Source organism: Gimesia benthica, assembly GCF_009720525.1.
GTDB classification, from domain to species: Bacteria; Planctomycetota; Planctomycetia; order Planctomycetales; family Planctomycetaceae; genus Gimesia; species Gimesia benthica.
The window spans coordinates 674,330-698,344 of record NZ_CP043930.1 but is presented as its reverse complement, the minus strand read 5'-3'; the positions used below and the strand labels follow the sequence as shown (position 1 = coordinate 698,344).

The window sequence follows — 24,015 nt, the reverse complement described above, 5'->3', positions numbered from 1 at the left end:
GAGTTGGAAGTGAGAAGAATTTTAACATGCAGTTCAGAAAAGACATCTGAGATTAATTAATTTTTCAGTCGGGGCGCGGGGTTATCGAATAGCTCCGTGCAGGCTCTTCCAGGCTATGGATATAGTGCCAGATGGCCTCAAACTGTTGGCGGGCGTCGCCGTTCAGGATTGTGGAAATCTTTGTCGTTTCTCCGTCTGCGGAAAGTTTCGGCATTTTGGTTGAGATGTCAAATCGAGGAGGATCAAGGACGAATCGATGGTAATATTCCGGAGTCAGGCGTTCGCGTATATGCACAAAATTGATTCCGAGAGCGATTCTGGTTTTCTCATCTCCCGAAGGCTGTAAGTCCCCTATACCGTGGCACTGACGACAGTCGAGTGCCTGCCTGGTGGTAAGCTGCTTACCCTTGTCAATCAGTGTCTCATGCTTTGGTTGTAGGCTTGAAGCAGGGTGGGAGTTAGTCTGTGATGGGATGCCATGTTCCTCTCGTAGTCCCGCAGCCAGCAGATGGGCGTGTGCTGGAAATTGGGGCATACGCGATTTCAGCCAGGGACGGGGACGCCATTTGATTTCCCCCGCCAGAAAGGACTCCAGCCATCCCGATTTCAGTTTCTCCCCCGCCCAGGTCAGAGATGGTAAGGGTTCTGGCGGTAAGCCAGACACCCCCTCATCAACGACAATCATGGCCCGCGGGCTCTGGATTGTATCGCGGTGATGGCAGGCGACACAGTTCAACTGTTTCGTCCAGCGATCTGAGATTTCGGAGAAGTTCCTTTGCTGTAAGGATTCAGTTCCAAAATGCAGGAAGGCCTGGATCGACTCTTTTTCAACTGTATTGAGACTGAATTTGGGGATTCCACGAGCGACTTCATTCTCTTTTGACAGACAGCCATTCACAGTTGGCTGACCGGTCAATACTATGCGTTTGAGGGTGAGTGGCTGATCATCTCCCGGCAGGGAGCCGTGGCAGCGGGCACAGCCCAGCGTCTCATAGTATAGTTTTTGTCCCCGTTGTGCTGATCCAGCCGGGGGGATCATGGCACTCGGGATTTTGCCTTCCGCACGTTCGATCAGAAAAGCCGATAATTCTGCTGACTCAATTGGTGTTAATCTAAAGTCTGGCATCCTGCTCCAGGGGTGGTGAAGATGTGGTAACTCTAAAAAACGAGCCAGCTGTGAGTGACTGAATTTTCGTTTGATTAATGCCAGAGAGTGTCTCTGGTATTCGTCGGCTTGGGGGTTATCTGTATTGAAGTGATGGCAGTTGATACACCCCAGAACCTCGAAGCGTTTCGCGCCAGATTCTACTAACTGCTCAGGGGCTGGAGCGTCCGAGTTCAGGGGCAACCCGGGTTCGGAACGAACAGGTTTAGTAGCCCGCGACACAAACCAGGCAGTTAAGTCTGCTGCCTGCTGAATCGTCTGTTTAGAATCCGGGGGGCCTAGCAGGTGAGGCATACGGGTATCTGGTTTCAGGCTGTGCGGGTTGCGTAGCCAGTGAAATAGCCAGCGTTTGCTGATCCGGTTTCCGATATTATCAAGGTTGGGAGGAGACTGGTTCAGCTCAGGCATCCTCGACAGAGATTGCGCTGACGACAACTGCTCAGCATCAAAGGTGAAGCCCGTTGAGTTTTCCTGGTTAACCCCGTGACAGGTGTGACATTTGAATTCGGCAAATAACGACCGCCCTGCCCTGATCTGTCGCATTTTCTCCAATAGCCGATCATCGCTTAAATGAGTTAGAATCGTGGGAGGCACGGGTTCGGTGGTAAACTGAGAACCCTGCCAGAGGATTCGTAAATGGGCTCCCTCCTTTAAAGGACTCTGGTAATCCAGTCGAATTCGGTTATAGCCTTTTTCCAATGTAACTGCAGCGGGTGGGGCTTGTTTGAGATCAGTTCCTTCTGCTTTCAGAACAAGTTTCTGATTGATTGCCATGCGACAATTTCCACTGCCTTCCATACTGAAATAGTATTTTCCAGACAGGGGGACCTGCAGAAAACCTTCTGCTGTGGCTGAGAATGTTCCGGGTTTAAGAAAAGGGGTGACCGGTTCGTTCTCATTGACCGACAGGGCCAGCATGCGGGATGAGCGTGCGTCATCGTTTATCTCTGATGTGGCATTATCCTGATGGAATTTCCAGAGAATACCTGGTTTCAGTTGCTGACGCTGCGTGAGTGTCAGCAATCGCATTTTCTTACGACGAGTTAACTTGTCCGAATCCATTTTCTGTGTGGATACGGCGTTGATTGTGTGGTAGTAAGTTTGTTTCAGGTCTGTGCCTGTCTGTGAAGTCAGATGGTAAGAGATGCCCATCTGCATTACAGGTTTGACGTACGGGAGTTCCAGGAAGACAGTTCGCTGATCCGGTAGCAAAGTCGCAGAAAGGACTTCCACATCATCTCGCCCTTCAACCTGTGGGGCGGAGACTCGGTATTCCGGAGAGCCGTAATTTTGAGACCAGAGGTAATTCCATTGCTGGATCGCATAGTTGTCTGGATTCTCTGCGGTTTTCTGTTCCAGTGCGTTTGAAAATGTCAGAGAGATCCCGTTCTGCATCGTTTTGACAGAGACAGGGAGATCGACAGGCTGACCAGTGTAACGCACGCGCTGCAGGCAGCCATCTTGTACCGCATTGGTCACCCAGCCTTTCATGCCGCTGACATAGAGTTGTCCATCCCGGGGGCTGAATCTTCCCCGCATTACGCCTGAATCAAAATTCAAGGGGAGCGTTAAAGTGCCCCCCTGAGATTGCCCCTGGATTACCTCTCGAAGTGTCAGCATGAGTTTGCTCTGACCATAAGAAAGGTGTAGCAACTGGTTTTGGAGAGGCCCCCACTCACGACTGGTGACCCAGACCTGACCGCCGCTCGAATTGTCCTGCAGGCGAGGGATCCAGCATAACGGCCGATCGTAGCCCCGCGGACGTTCTGTCGTGATACGTGGGCCGCCATATCCGTAGTATCCCCCGGGACTGATTTCTGTGATGTTTGAGGCGGGAGTCCAGTTACCTTCCTGGGGAGAGGCTGTGATGATATTGCCGGGCCCGATTCCCATCCCGTTAGGATTACGGAAGCCGGAAGCGATGCTATTCAACTGGCGGCCATTCGAAGAAACCTGCATCACTCCCTGTTGGGCATGCATGAAATAGAAGTTGCCGAATGAGTCGGTCTCCAGGCAGGTGACGTAATCATGGCCTCCGGGCGATGTGGAGTACTGATTATGAAAACATTCATAGAAGTCTGCTTCGTCATCCAGATTCTGGTCGTGCAGGATCGTAATCTGGTCCCGTCCCAGCACATGAATTTTATTCTGCACAACTTTGAGTCCCAAGGGCTGAAGCAGACCGGTCGCAAAGCGTTTCCACTTCAGATTCTTCAGATCCTGGTCGATCCCCTTCACCAGCCAGACATCGCCATGTACGGTGGCGACAGCCAGGTCCCCATTATCCAGAAAGTCGTGACCGCTGATGAAGAAGAGGGCTCGATAAGGATTTTCGAAGGGAATAGAAATTGTATCCACGACATAGGGAGCGTCATCCATGCTGACCACTCCTTGTGTTCTCAGGAGTTCATTCCAGCGGGACGGCCCCGGTATCAGGAGTGGCTGTAAGGAAGCCGATGTCAGACTGGGAGTGGGGAACTTTTGCTGAGTGTCCTGAGCCGTATTGATTTGATAGAAGATGGTGAAATTTTGTGTAGATTTTCGGGGCGGAATTTCAAAGACCGCAGTTTGCGTTTTTCCATTGTCGATGATTCGGGGCAGGATTTGGTCCCAACCGTCGCATCCAATGGTAAAGGGAGACTGTGGATCCTTAGAAATAAACAGCCGGTTGCCGCCAGGTACTGTTTTCAACTGACTGGCGTCCGCAATGTGCAGTTGCAGACTTTGGTTACCCGGACCGATTTCAAATGACCGGGTGAAACAATGGGGGCCTTGATTCTTCAGCAGCCAGGGGGACTCAAAAACAGTTGTCTCACCGATTTGATATTCCAGCGTGACACGATCCCGATTGACGTGTGAGCCGAGAAATCGACAGGGGTATTCTGGACTCCAGCCGGGACCCTCCTGTGTCGAAAAGTGAATCATTCCTTCCGGAGCCGGGGCCCGGATCAGTCCGAAACGCTCCGGATATGGTTTCAGGAAGCCCCCAGTCCAGAGACCACGCAGTTTACAGTGTCTGGTATCATAACAGGCGGTTCCTGTCTGCTGGTTACCGACCCGGATTGAGAGTCCCTTCTTAACGGAACCCGAGGGGAGAGGCACAATACTGGCCAGCCAGTTTCCTATGTCTGTCTGTTGCCAGCGGTTGTCCTCGGTCGCCTGGACTGGCTGTTCAAAGCCGACCGATTCTTTGCCCCAGTGATCACGGGCCTCTTTTTTTTTAACTGGTGTCTTTTGAGAAACCTGGGTTCTAGTTTCCAGGGGAATGAGCTTACCAGAGGCTTCTTCACGTGTGCTTAAGTCTTTGCCTATCTCATCAAATGAGAACAGAATCAAAGTTTCGGCATCTATTTCGAGAGGTTTGGGGGGCACCTGTGTTAAATCACGCGCCCCTTTGGTAATCCGTAATTCATCCAGCAGGCCGTCACTAAAGATTGACTTCTCCACCAGGCCGCCGATCCGAAGATTCCCCGAGGCGATCTCTGTTTGTTTTGGAGCAGGAAGTGAAGCTTCGAGTTCTCGTTTACCATCGACAAACAGTTGAATCCGGTCAGGTTCCAAGATCATGCCCACGTAATGCCACTTCTGATCACAGATATTAATCCTGGTTTTGTATTCACCTCCCTGCCCCGGGAGATACACGCTAAAGAAACCGCTGCGGGCATAAGAATACATCTCCCAGTGGGCCGGGTTGCTCTTCTTGCTGGAGGCGAGGAAGACATTAAATCCTGATTTCGAATTCAACTTGACCCAACAGTCAGCACTCAGATGTTTCGATTTATGAATTGTTTTAGCGGGAATGGAGATCGAACCTGCATTGGTATTGAGTGCCTTTCCCCACTTACCCTTACCAATCAGTGAGATTGTTTTGGGGCTGGTTGGTTTTTTCGGGGGACGTTCGAGTTCGTGTATGTCTCTCCCCGCTGCCCAGGCTGTCGCCCGTCTCAGGATTTCACAAGCTTCGAAGGTGTCGTACGTTTTTTCACTGTGCCCCAGCAGTGTCTGGAAAATGCGTCCCTTGCCGTAGTGATAGGTCCAGGCCAGCGGCTCACGTTTTCCGGTTACCTTAGATTTGGCCGAAATGATAGGTTCAACGGGCTCCGTGCCAGCCTGTCGAAAATAGAGTTCGTCGGTTACGGGGAATTTCTGCAGATTGTGCGTCAGCGGGTGAGAGTCATCGGTGATCAGCACTTCAAAATTTCCGAACGCATCGTGGCCGCTTTTCTGTTCCCCTTTTCCGTCATGGTTCCAGACCCGCCTGACGATTTTACGATACTCCGGCCAGTCAGATTCTCCCGCTTTGGGCAGTGAGAAATGAAAGGCGCCGTTGGAGAAGTGAATCAGGACCAGCCCCCCTCCTTTCTGGATGTAATTCATAAAGGCGGTTCGCGACGCCTCACTTAATGGGGTTCCGTCGTGCCAGTTCGTATAGTTTTGAATGATGACCTGGTAGTCTTGCAGAGGCTTTTGTGAGAGATCTTCAATGTCATTTGAGACATCGACCTTGATACGAGGATCCCGCTCCAGTAGTTGTTTAATCGCAGGAGTTGTTTTTTTCCAGTTATGCCAGGTGTGCGCTTCATTGCCTGCGAACATCAACACGCGAATCGGGCGATCATCCACAATCGCAGGTGTAGTCCCCTTGATTCCTGTGAGGGCCGAGGTGATTTTCTCATGGGTATAATAGCGTGCTTCGACACCCTGTGCCGGGACTGATGCTTGTGCTGTCCAGGCAATCGCGTTGAGAATGAATTTGCGAAACGCAGCGTTCTGCCAGTTATCATAAAAGTGGCCGCAGGTGGTCCCGAAACCACGTCCTCCGTTTTCACGTTCTTTTGCCCAGGCGACGACATTCCCCTGCTCTGCTCTACCTTGCAGGGCAGGAACTTCCAACAGCGGTGTCAGTCGCGGGTCATTCTGCTGAAAACGGAGATTGAAATAAAACTCCTCGCGCAGTTCAAACGGCTGGACTCCACGACAGATTGGATGCTCTGCATGAGAAAGCACGACGGGGGCTTGCAAGGTTTTAATGGCAGAGTACCATTTACGGACCCCGTTCTCCTCCCAGTCAAAATAGCCCCCTGACCAGTTTTGGATCTGTTTTGAGTACTGGTCCGGTGCGAATGTCGAGAAATGAAAGGTCAGGAAGCCGCACCCTCGGTCGATCTGTCTCTGAATCTGCTGCAGGTGCTCCTGGTTTGCAAAGTGAGGAGCTTCGGTAAATTTCTCACCGTCCCGGCCATCGGAAATGACCATGATGGTGTCTGCGTCATTCAGAGTGGCGGGATTTTCAGGCCAGCCATCAAGATGATACTCAACACGAACCTGATCCTGTATATTGGAATTGTCCAACATGACTTTGAGTAACTTGACCGACCAGGGATAGTCGTGGATTCCATTTCCCACGGGACCATGGCTTTTGGGGCCGGCGATCAGGACCACTTTCTTCCTGTGGTTTTTTTTCCCCTTTGTCTCAGCGGCTTCGGCAATGGTCGAACTGGAAAACAGACATACGCAGAAAGTGAGAATGAGTGCTCGATAACAGGTCACGATAACTGTTCCTCTGGTTTTCTAAGCTGGCCCTGGCAATCCCATGCGGGACAAGTGCCAGAAATTACCGGTTGACGTTCATGGAACTATCCCAAATTCTACAGCGAAGTTATGGAAAAGACTTTCGTTACAGGAGAAGATTATTCGTACCTCTCTGGAATTGTTTTCCTGTTTCAGCACTGACATTCCTGAAGTTCGGAATTGCGAGAGGTTTGGGGATCGTACATGATAGCCTTGCAAAGCTATATTGGACCAAATTAATCAGAATCCATATTACCATACAGGTTGAGCAGTATGAAATTAAAAAGCGTCTCACTATTTATTCTGGCAATCTCCCTTTTCAGTAATCAGGTTCAGGCCGCAGAAAAACAACAGGACCCTAAACCGAATATTCTCATCATTCTCTGCGATGACCTTGGGTATGGTGATTTAGAGTGCTACGGTCACCCACACATCAAAACGCCGCATTTGAACCAGCTGGCATCACAGGGAATGCGACTGACAGACTGCTATGCCAGTGCCCCGGTCTGTTCCCCTTCCCGTGCAGGATTACTGACAGGGCGAACCCCCAATCGACTTGGGGTTTATGACTGGATTCCAGAGGGGCATCCGATGCACCTGAAACGCGAAGAGACCACAATTGCCCAACTGCTCCAGCAGGCGGGGTACGACACGGCACATGTCGGGAAGTGGCACTGTAATGGACTGTTCAATTCCAGCAAACAACCTCAGCCGGGCGATCATGGTTTCAGGCACTGGTTCAGTACCCAGAATAATGCGATACCTACTCACGAAAATCCGGTTAATTTCGTCAGGAATGGGGAGCCTGTCGGAGAAATCGAAGGTTTTTCCTGCCAGATTGTGGCGGACGAGGGAATTCAGTGGTTAACAGAGAAGCGTGACAAAAAGAAACCGTTCTTCCTGCATGTCTGTTTTCATGAGCCACATGAGCGAGTCGCATCTCCTCCCCAGTTGGTTAAACAGTATCTCAATCGAAGCATCTATGAGGATCAGGCTCAGTATTTTGCCAATGTGGCCAATATGGACGCTGCTGTGGGCCGCTTGATGAAAACATTGGACGAAGAACAGCAACTCGCGGAGAACACATTTGTCTTCTTTACGTCTGACAATGGTCCTGAAACATTAAACCGCTACGGCAAAGGATCACGTCGATCCTGGGGATCGCCGGGCGTTCTTCGGGGGATGAAATTGCACATCTATGAGGGGGGAATCCGGGTTCCTGGCATTCTCCGCTGGCCCGGTCATATTACACCTGGGCAGGAGAATACGACTCCCGTCTGCAGCGTGGATTTGCTACCTACCCTGTGCGCAATGGCTGCCGTTCCATTACCCGCCGAACGGCCACTGGATGGAGCGAATCTGCTGCCGCTGTTTTCTGGAAAACCGATTCAACGAACAACGCCTCTTTTCTGGAACTACTATCGTGCGAACAGCACTCCCCGCGTCGCGATGCGTGAAGGAGACTGGAAAGTAGTGGCCCACTGGAATGGACCAGAGGGGATTCTGCCTTTGGGGAACAATGTGAACTCGATTTCACAACAGTTCATCAAAAATGCAAAGCTAACCAAATTCGAGATCTACAATCTGAAGCAGGATATCAGCGAGCAGCATAATCTGGTCTGGCAGGAACCGGATCGCCTGAAGGAACTGAAGCAGAAGCTGGTTGAAAAGTATGCTGCTGTTCAAAAAGAAGGTCCGGTCTGGGATACCTCAGACTATGAGCAAGAGCGGGAAAAACGACTGTTTCCCGAGAAAACGAAGCAGTGAATTTCAGTAGTGCCCTGAGCCACAAGTGAAATTACAGGCTTTCCTGCCTGATCAGCAGGGTTTCCCTATTCTCAGCAGCCCACCTGCCTGCTACAGTGAAAGCTCTATTAAGAACAGCTCTGCTGTGTGTCTTGCCTGCTTTCGCTTTATGGAACCGACATGCAACATTTTAAATACTTCAAACGACTGCTTTTCATCTGTCTGCTGGGTGTAGTTATTCCTGTACAGGCTCAAGTCCAACGGCAACCAGGATTTCAACCGCAGGTGTTTGCGCTGACGAATGCCACTGTGACGACGCGTCCCGGTACTACAATCAAGAATGCCACGGTGCTGGTGCGGGATGGATTGATCGAAGCCGTCGGAACAGATCTAACTGTACCTGAAGATGCAGAGGTCGTGGATTGTCAGGGAATGCAGGTCTATCCCGGATTCATAGATGCTGCATCCGCAGAACTGCTGGACAAAGACATCAAGCATCCAAAGCCTGAAGAGCGCAAAGTCGACTTCGGCCGTTATGCACTGGCAGCGACCCGCCCGGATAATCGAAATTATCTCAGCCCCGAGTTTCTGGCGAATCGGGCTATCACATCCAGGAAAAATAATTTTTCTGACTATCAGAAGGCTGGTTTCACAGCAGTCCATGTACTTCCACTGGGTAAGATCGCCAGCGGTCAGGGAACTCTGATCTCCACCAGCGAATTGCCTGTCAGAGAAGCGACCCTGCTGGAAACGACCCTGGGTTCATTTCGTCTCTATGCACCGCATGGAGATGTATACCCAACTACGTTGATGGGGGCGGTCGCACATCTGCGTCAGTCATTTCTGGATACACGTCACTATGAACAGCACTGGGATATTTATCGGGACAAGGAAGCCTTCGTAAAACGTCCACCGACCGATGTTACCTATGTTGCTCTGCTGGAGACACTGCATGGTAAACAGATTCCGGTGTTTGCAGCCGACTCGCGAGATCAGATTTTACGCGCGCTCGATTTTTGCCAAGAAGTCAAAATCAAGCCGGTGATCCTTGGTGCCGCGGAGGCCCACCTCTGTCTGGATCGTCTGAAAAAAAACTCACAGGGAGTTATCTGCCAACTCGACTTTGCAGAGAAGCCCAAAATCAAAGAAGAGAGTAAATCGGAGAAACTGACAACTGAATTTTCAGAACCACAGCGTGTTCAACTGGAGAAAATCAGACTCTGGCAGCAAAGAATCCAGGGGCTGACACAACTGGCAGAAAGTGGAATCCCTGTTGCATTTACCTCAGAGAAACTGAAACAACACATTTCTGACGTTGTTCCCCAGTTGAGAGTTGCTGTGAAAGCAGGCTTCTCGTCCGACGAAGCATTGCGCAGTCTGACGGTCGATGCAGCAAAAATTCTGGGAATGGATCAGCGACTGGGGACAATCGAAAAAGGAAAATTGGCACATCTGGTTGTGATGTCGCACCCCTGGGAAGAGGACGATTCGAAAGTACGCTATCTGTTTGTGGATGGCCTCAAGCTTGATTTCACCGAAAAAGAGAAAGAAAAAAAACAGGAACCGACAAAGACACCCACCGAAATGAAAGAGCAGCCACTCAAAGTTGATCTGGCTGGCGACTGGGGGGTCGAAATCGAGTCCGCTCAAGGCAAAGTAATTGGTGAATTGAAGCTGGCCCAGGACCGGTCTGAACTGCGTGGCTCATTCTCCAGTGAAAAAGGGAATGGTAAAGTCACTGCAGGAAAAATAGAGAAGGACAAGCTGACAATCACCGTTGCCATTGGTGCGGGGGAACACTCAATCGAACTTCAGTTCAATGGGACTCTGGGAGCTGAAAAACAGCCCCAGAAACTTTCCGGGAAGCTGAAATCTGCTTTTGGAACAGAAACAAGTTGGAGTGCCGTTCGAAAAACGCCACAGAGTGACTCTGCTCCGGATAATCCGATTCAACTTTCCCTTGAAGGAATGGGGGGCGACGAACTGGATTTCTCCCCAGCAGAATCAGAAGTACTGATTGCTGAAAAGCCGAAACACGCTTCGTCTGAGGGAGCAGACATCAGTCGGCATCAGTTTCAGACGGAACTGGAGTCAGACCGGATCAGTCGTCATCCATCGACAGGTGGGAATCTGCTGCTCAAAAATGGTACCGTGATCACCGTCACAGGTAAGACATTCTCCAAGGCCTCCGTGCTCGTAAAGAATGGAAAAGTAGCCGCCATCGGTACTGATTTGAAAGTACCAGAGGGAACGACCGAAATCGATGTCACTGGAATGTACGTGATGCCGGGCATCATTGACACACATAGCCATATTATGATTACCGAAGGGATTAATGAATCTTCCCAATCGATCGTGCCCGAAGTCCGCGTACGAGATGTGGTGAATACCGCTGACCCCTCCGAATATCGGGCTCTAGCCGGAGGAGTGACCACTGCCCGTCTGTTCCACGGTTCTGCCAATGTTATTGGAGGCCAGGATGCTGTCGTCAAGCTGAAGCATGGCAAGACCGCTCGTGAACATGTCCTCCATGATGCACCGCAGGGGGTGAAATTTGCATTGGGAGAAAATGTGAAATTTCGAACTTCACGTTTCCCCAACACGCGGATGGGGGTCGAAGCCACGCTGCAGCGGGCGTTTCTGGAAGCGGTTGACTACCGTCGCCAATGGCAGCAATATGAGCGAGCGAAAAAAGCAGATCCAGAATTAAAACTGGTTCCTCCCCGTCGCGATCTGAGACTTGAGGCATTGGCAGATATCGTCAACCACGAAAAATTTATTCATTCTCATTGCTATCGCGCTGATGAAATTCTGATGCTGCTCCGCGTCGCTTCTAACTTAGGGATCCGCGTCTGGTCGCTGCAGCATGTGTTGGAAGGGTATAAAATTGCACCGGAAATACTCGCGCATGGCGCCAGTTGCAGTACCTTTTCTGACTGGTGGGCGTACAAGGTTGAAGCCTTCGATGCCGTTCCGCATAACGCTGCTCTGCTCAATGAAGCCGGGATCAATACCGTAATCAAAAGTGATGACTGGGAACTGATTCGGCACCTCTACCTGGAAGCGGCTAAAACAGTGCGCTATGGAAACCTGTCTTTCGGCGATGCCCTGCAGACGATCACTATCAATCCGGCCCGCGAACTTGGGCTCGATCAACAGATTGGTTCAATCGAGATCGGAAAGGATGGGGACTTTGCCATTTTTAATGGACATCCATTGAATGCGTATTCCCGTTGTGAAATGACCATCATTGAAGGCGAAGTTTACTTTGATCGCTTGAATCAACCGACGGCGATGTCTGAAGCCGCGGAAAAAAGGTCGGCACATTCCCGCACAGTAATTATTGAGCAGGAAGATCTGCCACTGGAATTACCAGCTGCCAATGTGAATGAATTCGCAATCACAGGAGCAACGCTGCATCCGATTGATCGCGAAGTGATTCCCGGTGGGATACTGATAGTTCGAAACCAGAAGATTGAATATGTTGGTCCAGCAAAAACGTTGCCCAAGGGGCTTCCGCAAATTCATGCGAAGGGGCTGCATGTCTATCCAGGGATGATTGATACTGGAACGACCCTGGGGTTGACTGAGATTGATAAGGTTAAAGAGACGCGGGATTATTCCGAAAGTGGTGACTTACAGCCTGATCTGCGTACGGGAGTCGCCATCAATCCGGATTCCGAGCTGTTTCCCGTTGCCCGTGCGGGGGGAATTACAACTGTGCTGGTCTGTCCCCAGTCAGGTCTGATCGCCGGACAGTCATCTATCGTTCAGACAGCCGGCTGGACCGCTCCCGAGATGGTCATGCAACTGGAAGCGGGGCTGCAGATTAATTGGTCGACCAAACAGGATCGACAGGATGAACTCAAAGAGTTTTTCAAGCAGGCACGCCTGTACCAGAAACTGAAATCACAAACCAAAGCCGATGAGGTTCGGCGTCCTGTGATAGATCCGCGGTATGAGGCCTTGCTGCCTTATCTTGATGGTAAAATGCCAGTATTGATAGAGGCCAATTCTAGAGAGGCGATTGCCGGAGCATTACTTTTTGCGGAAGAGCAGAAACTCAAAATTATTATTGCAGGCGGCGCTGATGCCTGGAAACTGACGAAAGAACTTAAAGAGAGAAAAGTCTCAGTCATCGTCGGGCCGGTCATGCATCGTCCTGAGGAAAGCTATGATCCATTCGATGCACCTTACACAAATCCGGCTCACCTCTATGATGCTGGAGTGCCATTCTGCATTCGTTCTAACAGTGCCTGGAACTCGCGGAATACTCCCTTTGAAGCTGCTATGGCGGTTGCTTATGGTCTGCCTGAAGAAGCTGCGATTCGTTCTGTGACACTGTCTGCGGCTGAGATTCTCGGTATCGAAGAACTAGTTGGTTCTCTGACGAAAGGGAAACTGGCCAATCTGATTATCACTGACGGCTCACCTCTACAGCAGACTTCACATATTAAAGCTGTCTGTGTGGCAGGCCAAATCATGCCACCGGAAAGCAAGCAGACCCGGTTGTACAAGCGATATCGTCAACGTCTGCAGGAATTTCAGAAGTCTTCCGGAGACAAAGCGGTTCCCCTGCCCCTCGAAACTCAAAAAACAGATGCCTTGAAAAAGCCTGCTAACACGAATTAAGTGTCTTTTATCGCAGGATGCTGCCACCCACATCTTCAATTTTCAGCACATGCATTGTGCGGCTGTAACGGTCTGGATTCTTTTTGAATTCTTCACGTGATTCCAGATCTACAAACAGGTACAGGTTGCGGTCATAATAGGCACCGTATTTGGTATCACCTGGAATGGCCCGATCCTGTTTGTTCAGGATCACTGGGTCGCAACCCAGTAACTGCGGGGCATATCGCCCCGGGTCGACTTTGAAGATTTCCAGTTCAGTACGACTTGCCAGATGATAAGTGATTCCCTGGTAAGGCCAACTGAATTCTTCATGTCCCTTCTTCCATTCCCGATCCCTGGTCAGGGCGACCGGGCTGTAACCTTCCAGCCCTACGCGATCTGGAGCTGAAGCAACGTAGGATTTCTGAGTGTTTACAGGTTCCGGTTCTTCCTCTGCCTGCTGTTCCATTTCCTGACGCTTGCGTTCCATCAGCTCCTGTTTGCTTTTCTGAGCAAGATATACCCGTCGATCTTTTTCATAGCGGGAGGCACCACGGCCCAGGAAACTGAGATAGACGTTTTGATTCTGAAATCCGTCCGTACGAGTGATAATCGTCCCCGTGGGAGTCAGTAGAATGTCACTGGGTAAGGAACGGACGTTGAATCGATCGACGAGATGACGGTTCTGATCGCTATCAATTTTGACACCGATCACTCGTTGACCGAACAGATTCTTAACGGCAGCGGTTCGCAATACCGTTTGTTCCATCTGATGGCAGGGGCCACACCATGAAGCATGAAAATGCAGCAGGATAGGCAGGTCTTTAGTCTGGGCCTGTTTTTGGGCAGCGTCAAAATCATGCAACCATTCACCAGCAGAGGACTGGCTGATGGAGATCACGAATAGCGAGAACGTGACTGTTAAGATTGATAAACTTTGACGGTTTGGTTTGACGATGGTAAATCGCATTTAAGAGCCCCTACAAGACTTCCCGTATTCCTGTGCCTTCAGTGCGCGCAGAGAAGCGGATATCAGGTTCGATTGAGTTCTGATAACTTCATTTTTATCGGTTGATTGAGGGGTGGTTGTTCTGAAGTATTACGCAGTTCTTGAATCAGGTGGGAAGGAACTGCGAAAAACGGGGGGTCATGACGGATAAGATCAACCAGGCACAGTCATACTTCAACCAGTTTGACTAACCGGAACGAAAGCAGAACGCAGGAAGAAATGTGCTTTACTCAGAGAGACAGGGTTGAACAAAAGAGAGAAAGTTTTCCAGCAACTGTAAACCACATTCTGTGAGGATTGATTCCGGGTGGAATTGAACTCCAAAGAGCGACGCGGTCTGATGCTCAATCGCCATTGGTATTCCCTCACTGGTCCGCGCTGTGATTATCAGTTCAGATGGTAAAGTAGTTTCATCAATGATCAGTGAGTGATAGCGTGTGGCTGGAAACGGATCAGGTAAACCAGCTAAAAGTCGGGAACTCTGATGGTGTATCAGCGATGTCTGACCATGGATCGGCTCAGGTGCGCGGATGATCTCTCCTCCGAGACTCGCGGCAATAGCCTGATGTCCCAGACAGACTCCCAGGATTGGAACCTGATTAACAAAGTGGGTTACCAGATCCTGGCAGAGACCAGCCTCCTGGGGAGTACAGGGACCAGGAGAGAGAACAATTGCTGCCGGCGCCAGCTGAGTGACTTCCGTAATCGTTATCTGATCATTACGTACGACGTGAGTCTGCTGCCCGAGTTCTTCAAAGTACCGGGCCAGATTAAACACAAAACTGTCGTAGTTATCGATAATCAGAATCATTTGTCTCTTCTCAAGAGAACGATCAGGGTTTCAGAGCGGCGAGCATACCAGCTGCTTTGTGCAACGTTTCCTCATACTCCAGTCGTGGTTGGCTCTGAGCTACGATGCCTCCCCCGACAGGAAATTGAATCCAGCCTTTTCTGATTGTAAAGGTCCTGATCAGAATATTGCTGTCAAATTCACCATTAAGTCCTGCATAGAAGAGCGAGCCACAATAAGGGCCACGGACCGTAGGTTCCAGTTCGGCGATTATTTCCATGGCACGAACTTTGGGAGCGCCGCTGATCGAACCGCCTGGAAATGAGGCTGCCAGCAGATCCCAGACACTATGTTCTGGTTTGAGCTTTCCACGTACCTCGGAAACGAGATGCTGGACCGTTTGGTATGTCTCCACTTCACACAAATGGGGGACACGAATGGTACCCGGCTGACAAACACGGGACAGATCATTCCGTAGCAGGTCGACGATCATGACGTTTTCCGCCTGATCTTTTTTACTTTCCCGCAGTTCATCACGTGTGAGTAAATCGGCTTCGGGGACTGTCTTACGCCTGCGGGTTCCCTTGATGGGGCGGGTCTCAACTTCATTGCCCGAAAGCTGCAGGAAGCGTTCCGGGGAGGCGCTGAGTACCGTCCAGTTATCCCAGGCAAAATAGCCAGCAAAGGGAGCCGCATTACGTGATCGTAAATTGAGGTAGAGGTCTGCGGCTGGCATCGTAGCCGGACTGAGTAATCGCTGTGAGAAATTCGCCTGAAAAATGTCACCTGCGTAGATATATTCAATGATTCGCTCAATACGACGGAGAAACTCATCTTTGCTGAAATTGCTGAAGATCCCTGGAAATCCATCGACCCCGTGGCAGGCAGAGAGATCCTTTTGTTCCAACCGCATTCCCTGATTCGATTGAGTTGGGACATGATTGTGTTGCTGAAGTACAACCGCATCAATTCGTCGTTTGATTTCACGGAGTTTCCGGGCAGCCTGATCGGTACATTGTGAGTCCAGGGCGCCATCAAATCCGTGGACGATCAACCAGGCACGATGTTGTTGGTGATCCCAGGCGATGACCCAGTCATAAAAGCCGACAGCGAGATCAGGGAGCCCGAATTCATCATTGATTGCCCGGGGAAACTGTTCCCAACTGCGTCCAAGTTCATAAGAAAGCAGTCCTGCAAAGCCTCCCTGGAATGGGGAAGTTCTGAAATCGCTGGTCTCCACAAGTCTCTATGAAGTCTTCTGATCGTCTCGAAGGGATCAGTTCCCAATCGGGCCTGTTGAATCTGAAAACGTTTCAAAGGGTTGCACATCAGGTAGGAGTAGCGGCCCAGAGATCCGGCATCACGGGCGCTGTCCAGGACGAGGAGCCCCTTTTCGCTTGTAAATTCCTGAAGCAGAGATTCGAGGTCCGGACAGGGGGTGAGCTCTTCGACGAGCGGGAGCTCGCTCGTATCCCCAGTCCCCTGCACCGGGGAGCAATGTGAGAGATCCTGAGAGACATTACCGGACATAATTGAACAATTTCGAACTAAAACGCGAATAGAGCAACTGTAAGAATCGCTGAAACCGACTTTAGTATATCAGGACCCGTTAAGTTAAGGAATCATCAGCGGGGCCCGCATTGAGGTCCTTTTCCCTCTTCCTGCCTGCGTTCCTGAGCACTGACTTCCTCCTGTGTCAAAAAGCCCCAGCTTAACGGCTGATCCTGCTGATACTGTTTTCCCAATGTAAGTGCGGTCACAGCCTTACACATCTCGTAACCCAGATAAAACGCATGCGAAGCATCCAATGATTTAGAGGCGACTGCCTGGAACTGATCGAACAGTTCATAGGGATCTGTCCCCTTCCAGTACCCATCTCGATTCATGACGTGAATTTCATTCTCTTCGGCAAAAATGCGATAGTTGGGGTCACGTATCTGACTGGCCAGATTCTGTAGTGCCTCGGCACCCAGTTGTTTCAGTTTGGGGTCCCGGAGCATCACCAGTTGATAGTGAATGTGCTTGGGGAGAGTTTTATTCTCAATCGCATATTTGACCAGTCGTCGGGCATGATCAAATTCTGTCACTGCGGTCCGTGCCCAGTTGATCACTTCCGTAGCCAGAACACTCTTGATCCGTAATTCCTGACAGAGGGCAGCCAGGACGAGGTTCATGCCTGCGGTGTCGACCTCGGTCAGTTCTGTCAGATTGCCAATCCCCATCATGATTTCAAAATCAGGAAACTCACGCCTTGCCCGGTAATATCGTTCTAGCGATGCACCGAAGCCGTAACCAATCGGTTCCAAGATGGGGTCGATGCGAAAGGGCGTGTTCAACTGCAGTAATTGATCTACTATTCTATGGAGCGAATCGAAATCTTCGGGGAGATCGGGAATTGCCACCACCTCTGTTCCCAGCCTGGAAACCCAGTCAAGATTTGAATGGTTACAACTCAAGATCAGTTCGGCTCCATTGTTAACTGCGGCTTCGACTTCTGCCTGGTCGAAACTGTCAATAGAGACCCGGTGGCCAGCCTCGACCAAAAGTCGCACGACTTCTCCCACTCTGCTCCAGCTTTCTCCCGGAATACAGCCGACATCGATCAGATCGGCACCTTTGTTCCGATAAAGGTCTGCCTGTCGCAGAATATCCTCATCCGATAGTAGCGGCGCATGGTTGATCTCTGCCAGAATTTCGATATCAAATCCTGAGAGATCCCGGGGAGGACGGTCCGCCTGACCGAAAAACTCGGGGAGATCGAAGTGGTCTTTGGGACCTCGTTCAAACCGGACACCAAAGTGATCGGTCAGCTCCTGCAGGTCTCCTTTACACATGCCGGGGAGCATAACCCAATCGATAGATTCCGGAACCTGCAGACGGCGTCTGATCAGCGGAACGTGCAACAAGGCAGCGACCTGCACATTCAAAACGGCGACTTCATACTCAAATCCCACTTGGGGAGCGAGTTTTTCCAGAACTTCCCGAAGCGAAAATTCAGCCAGTCTACCGGTGACAAACAGTATCCGTTCCGGATGCCCGATTGAGTCGTTTTTGTTCAAGCGTCCGTTTTCTCCTAGTGAACCCACTTTTTAGGGAAACCATCAAGTGCCGAATCCTCGGCTGGTTGCCAGAGAACTGTCTCTTCAATTTTTTGTGCGAGGCTGGTGTCCTTGGCTGTGATGGCACGAACTTTGTGAGTTTGCAGCTTAACAGTGACAGCAGCATAGCCAACGTTCAGATCGGGATGGTGGTTTCCAGCCTCTGCCAGATAACCTATCGTATTTACCAGCATTAGAGTATGAGACCAGCCGGGGGTTCCAAATTTTCGGCGTAACCATCCGTCGCGTAATTCCCATGCAGAGTAAGTGTTCAGGAATTCCTGGATCTGCTCTTCAGTTAAAGCCTGATCTTCAGTCATCGTAGTACCTCGTTTCTGAGCAATGAGTTCAGGGAATTCTGTGGAATCGACCTTAGATCCAGTCGATAGTGACAATAGTCCTACTGTAATACATTAGCGGGACTAATTAAACATGGCACCGCTGCCCATTTACACAACAATGTTAAGAATACGCGTGAATTAGAATTGAACTAACTCTAAGATTCACAAGCCTTAAACGCAAAAAAGAGACTACACATTGCGTTTCTGGCAGTGTAAAATACATATAGCGGGCTTGCCATGCTCACCATCTGTGGCGGTCCCTTCCCTCCTGATTGTTCCCACCGCGTTTTACTGAGAAAGAGCTTAGAAATGAAGCGACTTCCGATTTGCAGTTCTCCCACTGTGAAGTCCCATCTGATTCCCAAAGCTTTCTATCTGGCAGCTTGTGTCTACCTGAGCTGTACAGCTTCCTTTGAAGCAAACGCTGCAAATACCAAAAAAATCCCAGCGGAACAGGTTGAGTTTTTTGAGAAAGAAATCCGTCCTGTTCTGGTCAAGCGGTGCTATGCCTGTCACGGTTCCAAAAAACAGGAAGCCAGTTTGCGTCTGGACTCACATGCCTGGATGATGAAGGGGAGCGACACCGGTGCTGCGGTTGTTCCCGGGGATCCTCAGAAAAGTCGTCTGATTCAGGTGATTCAATATCACGACGATGACAGTCAGATGCCTCCCGAAGGAAAAATGCCTCCCCAGGAAATTGCCGCGCTGACCCGTTGGGTCAAAATGGGAACCCCCTGGCCCTACTCGGAAAAAGACGCGAAAGCAGTTCCCGGCGATGGTGCCTATGATTACGAAACCTTATCCAGCAGTCACTGGTCGTTTCAGCCTGTGTCCAAGCCGTCTGTACCACCAGTCAAAAATGATCAGCTGGCATTATCGCCCGTAGACCATTTTGTACTCGCCAGGCTGGAAGAAAAAGGACTGTCGCTCTCTCCGCCCGCCGACCAGCGAAAATTGATTCGACGTGCCTGTCTCGATCTCACAGGCTTGCCTCCTACTTATGCAGAAGTAGAAGCATTCGTCAATGATAAAGACCCACAGGCTTATGAGAAGCTGATCGATCGGCTACTGGCTTCTCCCGAGTATGGAGAACGCTGGGGGCGACACTGGCTCGATGTGGCCCGCTATGCCGATACCAAAGGGTATGTCTTTACATCCGAACGACGTTATCCATACAGCTACACCTATCGTGATTATGTAATTCGGGCGTTTAATGAAGACCTGCCCTTTAATCAGTTCATCCTCGAACAACTGGCTGCAGACCAGTTAGATCGCAAAGGTGATGATCGTTCTCTGGCGGCTTTAGGGTTCTTAACAGTTGGACGCCGTTACCGCGGAAACATCCACGATATTACAGATGACCGGATCGATCTGGTTTCACGAGGACTGCTCGGACTGACCGCATCCTGTGCCCGCTGCCATGACCATAAATTCGATCCTGTGCCGATTAAAGATTACTACTCGCTTTACAGCGTGTTTGTCAGCAGTTATGAACCCGAAGAAAAAGATTTGCCTTTGATCGGCAAGCCCAAGTCAGAGAAGGCTTATGAGAAATATCAGGAAGAACGGGCCAAACGCCAGAAAAAAGTAGACGATTATGTACATGCGGAAGCAGACAAATTCCGCGCACTAGCCCGTCTGTCCGTCGGCGAGGTATTACAGGCGGTTGCTGAAAAACAGAACCTGGCGCAAGGGGATGAAAAGCCTCAGTATTCTAAAGAAGCACCTCATCGGCGGTATGTGGACCTCTGGCGTGCTTTTCTGGGAAAGAAATCCAAGGACTATCGTTCGGTATTTGCTCCCTGGTCGGAATTTGCTGGTCTGAAAAAACAGAAAGGTGATTTTGCCAGACAGTCGGCTGAAATCATTGAAAAACTGTCGAAAGCGGAAGCTGAGACTGATCCGAATAAACGTATTAATCGCCTGGTGATCCATGCCCTCAAAAACAACCCACCGCAATCGATGTACGACGTCTGCCGGGTTTATGGTAGCGTTTTTAAGGAGGTTGAAGAGGCCTGGTTGAAAACGGTTGCTGACGCTACCAAAGCCAAAACTGCCGCACCTGAGAAGCTGGACGATCCGGCTGCTGAAGAACTGCGACAGATTTTATATGACTCTGAGACCCCCACTGCCAGCAATGATGAAGTGGCTCTGAGCATGTTCAATCGGGCGCAGCGAAATCGTATCCGTCAGCTCGAAAAAGAGCTGGCCACATTGGATGTTACCTCCCCAGGTGCGCCACCGCGGGCGATGGTGATGTACGATAAAGACCAGCCGGTTACCTCCTTCGTACATCTGCGTGGAAATCCTGGCCGTCGTGGTGATAAGGTGCCACGACAGTTTTTCCGGATTCTGGCAGGCGAGGATCGGAAGCCATTTGCGAAAGGCAGCGGTCGACTGGAGCTGGCTCAGGCAATTGCCTCGGCTGATAACCCTCTCACAGCGCGGGTCTTCGTGAACCGGGTCTGGATGCATCACTTCGGGGAAGGACTGGTTCGTACTCCCAGTGATTTTGGCGTCCGCAGTGATCCTCCGACACACCCGGAGCTGTTAGATTATCTGGCGTCCCGCTTCATGGATGAGGGCTGGTCCGTAAAAAAACTCCATAAACTGATCATGTTGTCTGCGACTTATAAGCAGGGAGCACAAGATAATCCAGAGGCCATTCTGGTTGATGCCGACAACCGTCTGTTATGGAAACATGTTCCTCGACGGCTGAGTTTTGAGGCAATGCGGGACTCCATCCTGTTTGTCTCCGGACAGTTGTCGGATGATCGAGGGGGGCGGAGTTTCCAGATCGATCAGATACCGACGGAACCCCGGCGAACGGTATACAGTTTTATCGACCGAAATAATTTGCCCAACGTATTTCGGACGTTTGATTTTGCCAACGTAGAATCCAGTACCGCAGAACGGCCTTACACGACAGTACCACAGCAGGCATTGTTTGCGATGAACAGTCCGCTTTTACTGGAACAGTCGGCTTTACTGGTCAAGGATCTCGACCTGGAAAAGGTGGCTGCCGACAAAGGCATTGAGGCTGCGATTACACAGCTCTACCATCGGGTGCTGGCACGAAATCCTGCATTGGAAGAAATTGAATTAGGGCGACAGTTTCTGGAACACCATAGGGATCAGGTTAAAACTCCTGCCCGAATGAGTGGCTGGGAAAAATATGCCCAGGTGCTTTGCACTTCAAATGAATTCATGTTTGTAGACTAAATCATTCTTCAAAAGATTCGAATAGAATGGGGAGCCTGAACTCATGGCTGATATTAACCCACATTTCAATATTGATCCGATTTTAACACGGCGACAGATGTTGCAGCGGTGCGGTGCCGGTCTGGGCTCGCTCGGACTCGCCTCACTGATGGCTTCTGAAGGAATGTTGAATTCTGCTGAGGGAGCTTCTGGGGTCAATACAGAATCGCCTATGGCACCGAAAACCTCTCATTTTCCGGGTAAAGCCAAGCACGTCATTCATATCTTCCTGAATGGTGGGGCCTCTCAAGTCGATACATTCGATCCCAAGCCTGCGCTGGCGAAGTACACTGGTAAGATGCTGCCGACGGAAAACCTGCGGACAGAACGGAAAACCGGGGCCGCCCTGCCCTCACCGTTTAAATTTAAAAAATACGGCGAGAGTGGTCTGGAAGTCAGCGAGCTGTTCTCCGAACTGGGAGACTGTGTCGACGATATCGCCTTCGTACGTTCGATGTATACCAATGTGCCGAACCATGAGCCTTCCCTGATGATGATGAATTGTGGCGATTTGATTCAGCCACGTCCGAGTATGGGAGCCTGGGTGACTTATGGTCTGGGGACCGAAAACCAGAATCTCCCCGGTTTCGTCGTGATGTGCCCGGGGGGATATCCCATTACGGAATCTGCTAACTGGCGTTCTGCTTTTCTGCCGGGTGCCTATCAGGGAACGCACATTGATACCAAACATACTGATATTGAGAAACTTATCAGCAATATCAGAAATAAGAAGCAGTCCCTGCCAGAGCAGCGTCGACAACTTGACCTGTTGCAGGCATTGAACCGCCGTCACCAGGAAGCTCGGGCACAGGAGTCTGCCCTAGAGTCCCGGATTCAGTCTTTTGAGCTGGCTTATCGTATGCAGATGCAGGCATCAGATGTATTTGACGTCAGCCAGGAACCACAGCACATCCACGATATGTACGGCTCCGGAGTGCATGCCCGTCAGATGATGATTGCACGTAGGCTGGTGGAACGTGGTGTTCGCTACGTGCAGCTCTGGCATGGTGCCGGTCAGCCCTGGGACAACCACGATGAAATTGAGAAGAATCATCGTCGTCTGGCTGGTGAGTGTTCTCAGGGAATTGCAGCATTACTCAAAGACCTGAAACAGCGTGGATTATTGCAGGATACGATCGTTGTTTGTGGTGGTGAATTTGGACGGACCCCGGTTGTGGAACTCCCCACACCCGGAGCTAATGCTGGCAAAATGAATGGTCGTGACCACAACAATCACGGATTCACTGTGTGGCTCGCTGGAGGTGGAGTTAAAGGTGGGCAAGCCTACGGGGCGACCGATGAATTCGGATTTGCTGCTGTTGAAAATAAGGTGCATGTGCATGACCTGCATGCGACACTCTTGAAGCTGCTCGGATTTGACCATGAGCGTCTGACCTACCGCTTTGCAGGTCGCGATTTCAGGTTAACTGATGTTCACGGCCGTGTGGTGGATGAACTGATTGCCTGAATCTCATTTGCAATTAACCACCGCAAAGGCCTGCTAAATCGTTTCTACCAGATTAGTGGACAAAGAAATCCCCTGCTTTAATTGAATCTGCCGGTTGCGTGCTTGACCTGTTCCCTAAAAAAAGGAAGTATTGTTCTGGTATCAGGAAACTTAAGAAAGGATTCACGAGTTTGGCTTTAGGGAAATATTCTGTGAGGCGGAAGAGGGGAATTGCGTGGCAGGTGATAATGAGCGCATCAAGCTGGCTCTAGAGTTACTGGGGACAGGACTCTATCCCGTCATTGAGCAGGAAATGAAAGCGGTTTACCAGGACAGCTGGATTGACCGTGCCAAAGAGAGCTTCCGTAACTCTCCCCTGACTTCACAGCCTGAAGGTGACGCAATCCGCTGGGACGCGCACTCAACACTCCTGATTTTATGGGATCACTGGAACAGCGTCTTTCGTAACCGTTTCACTCCTCTGGAACGCAGCTTTGTGGGCGAACTGAGAGAGTATCGAAACCGCTGGGCTCATCAGAGCCAGATTAACACTGACGATACACTCCGTATTCTGGATACCGCTGCCCGTTTGCTGTCCGCCGCTGGTGCGAGGAAAGAAGCACAGCAACTCCAGAAAGAACGTGATCAATTGCTGTATCAGATCCTGCAGTACCAGGAGCAGGTAATTGTCGATTCCCCGGATAACCGCAGGGAGCGTCTGCGGGATGCGATCGTCTTTCTTGTCTGCGGAATCGTGATCGATCTGGGAATATTCTTTTCTTACGGTACTGGTGGATTAGCAATTCTGTTTGCTATCTTCGTCACAGCCGTATTCGTGTTTCTGGCTTACCAGCGCTGGGTAACACCCGATAAGCCATCCTACGGTGCACACGAATGTACGAATTGTGGGAAAATTATCTACGGAGAGTCCTGCCCTTATTGCAGTGAAACGACGGTGAATACATAAAGAACCGCC

The 24,015-nt window shown here is 50.5% G+C and carries 11 protein-coding genes; 5 read left to right on the top strand and 6 right to left on the bottom strand.

Annotation, left to right across the window (positions count from 1 at the left end):
- Positions 1–64: 64 nt before the first annotated feature.
- Complete coding sequence (locus F1728_RS02790; protein ID WP_155362802.1) at positions 65–6,715, bottom strand: ThuA domain-containing protein; 6,651 nt, start codon at positions 6,713–6,715, stop codon at positions 65–67.
- A 294-nt stretch (positions 6,716–7,009) separates the two neighbouring features.
- Here F1728_RS02790 and F1728_RS02785 point away from each other — a divergent pair, with 294 nt between their 5' ends.
- Positions 7,010–8,503 (top strand): sulfatase family protein, encoded by a 1,494-nt coding sequence (locus F1728_RS02785; protein ID WP_155362801.1) that lies wholly within the window; start codon positions 7,010–7,012, stop codon positions 8,501–8,503.
- Positions 8,504–8,662: 159 nt separating this feature from the next.
- The gene (locus tag F1728_RS02780; protein WP_155362800.1) at positions 8,663–13,114 is read left to right on the top strand and encodes an amidohydrolase family protein; all 4,452 of its coding nucleotides are present in this window, start codon (positions 8,663–8,665) and stop codon (positions 13,112–13,114) included.
- A 7-nt stretch (positions 13,115–13,121) separates the two neighbouring features.
- Here the strand turns inward: F1728_RS02780 and F1728_RS02775 are convergent, their stop codons facing one another.
- The 5 genes from F1728_RS02775 to F1728_RS02755 all read right to left on the bottom strand — a co-directional run bounded on the left by F1728_RS02775 (position 13,122) and on the right by F1728_RS02755 (position 18,310).
- Positions 13,122–14,063: a thioredoxin family protein gene (locus tag F1728_RS02775; RefSeq protein ID WP_155362799.1), complete on the bottom strand. Its 942-nt coding sequence runs from the start codon at positions 14,061–14,063 to the stop codon at positions 13,122–13,124.
- Positions 14,064–14,328: 265 nt separating this feature from the next.
- Positions 14,329–14,913 (bottom strand): anthranilate synthase component II, encoded by a 585-nt coding sequence (locus tag F1728_RS02770; RefSeq protein WP_155362798.1) that lies wholly within the window; start codon positions 14,911–14,913, stop codon positions 14,329–14,331.
- Between the two features lie 22 nt (positions 14,914–14,935).
- A complete protein-coding gene (pabB, locus tag F1728_RS02765; RefSeq protein ID WP_228030480.1) occupies positions 14,936–16,132 on the bottom strand; it encodes an aminodeoxychorismate synthase component I in 1,197 nt (398 codons plus the stop codon).
- A gap of 385 nt (positions 16,133–16,517) precedes the next feature.
- A complete protein-coding gene (locus tag F1728_RS02760) occupies positions 16,518–17,951 on the bottom strand; it encodes a DUF6513 domain-containing protein (RefSeq protein ID WP_228030479.1) in 1,434 nt (477 codons plus the stop codon).
- Positions 17,952–17,965: 14 nt separating this feature from the next.
- Positions 17,966–18,310 carry a 4a-hydroxytetrahydrobiopterin dehydratase gene (locus tag F1728_RS02755; RefSeq protein WP_145440467.1) on the bottom strand — a complete coding sequence of 115 codons (345 nt, stop codon included), beginning with the start codon at positions 18,308–18,310 and terminating at the stop codon, positions 17,966–17,968.
- Between the two features lie 330 nt (positions 18,311–18,640).
- Here F1728_RS02755 and F1728_RS02750 point away from each other — a divergent pair, with 330 nt between their 5' ends.
- The 3 genes from F1728_RS02750 (at position 18,641) to F1728_RS02740 (ending at position 24,006) form a co-directional block, all read left to right on the top strand.
- Positions 18,641–21,553 (top strand): PSD1 and planctomycete cytochrome C domain-containing protein, encoded by a 2,913-nt coding sequence (locus tag F1728_RS02750; protein WP_155362797.1) that lies wholly within the window; start codon positions 18,641–18,643, stop codon positions 21,551–21,553.
- A 43-nt stretch (positions 21,554–21,596) separates the two neighbouring features.
- Complete coding sequence (locus tag F1728_RS02745) at positions 21,597–23,060, top strand: DUF1501 domain-containing protein (protein ID WP_155362796.1); 1,464 nt, start codon at positions 21,597–21,599, stop codon at positions 23,058–23,060.
- Positions 23,061–23,274: 214 nt separating this feature from the next.
- The gene (locus F1728_RS02740) at positions 23,275–24,006 is read left to right on the top strand and encodes a Swt1 family HEPN domain-containing protein (protein ID WP_145183697.1); all 732 of its coding nucleotides are present in this window, start codon (positions 23,275–23,277) and stop codon (positions 24,004–24,006) included.
- Positions 24,007–24,015 lie beyond the last annotated feature (9 nt).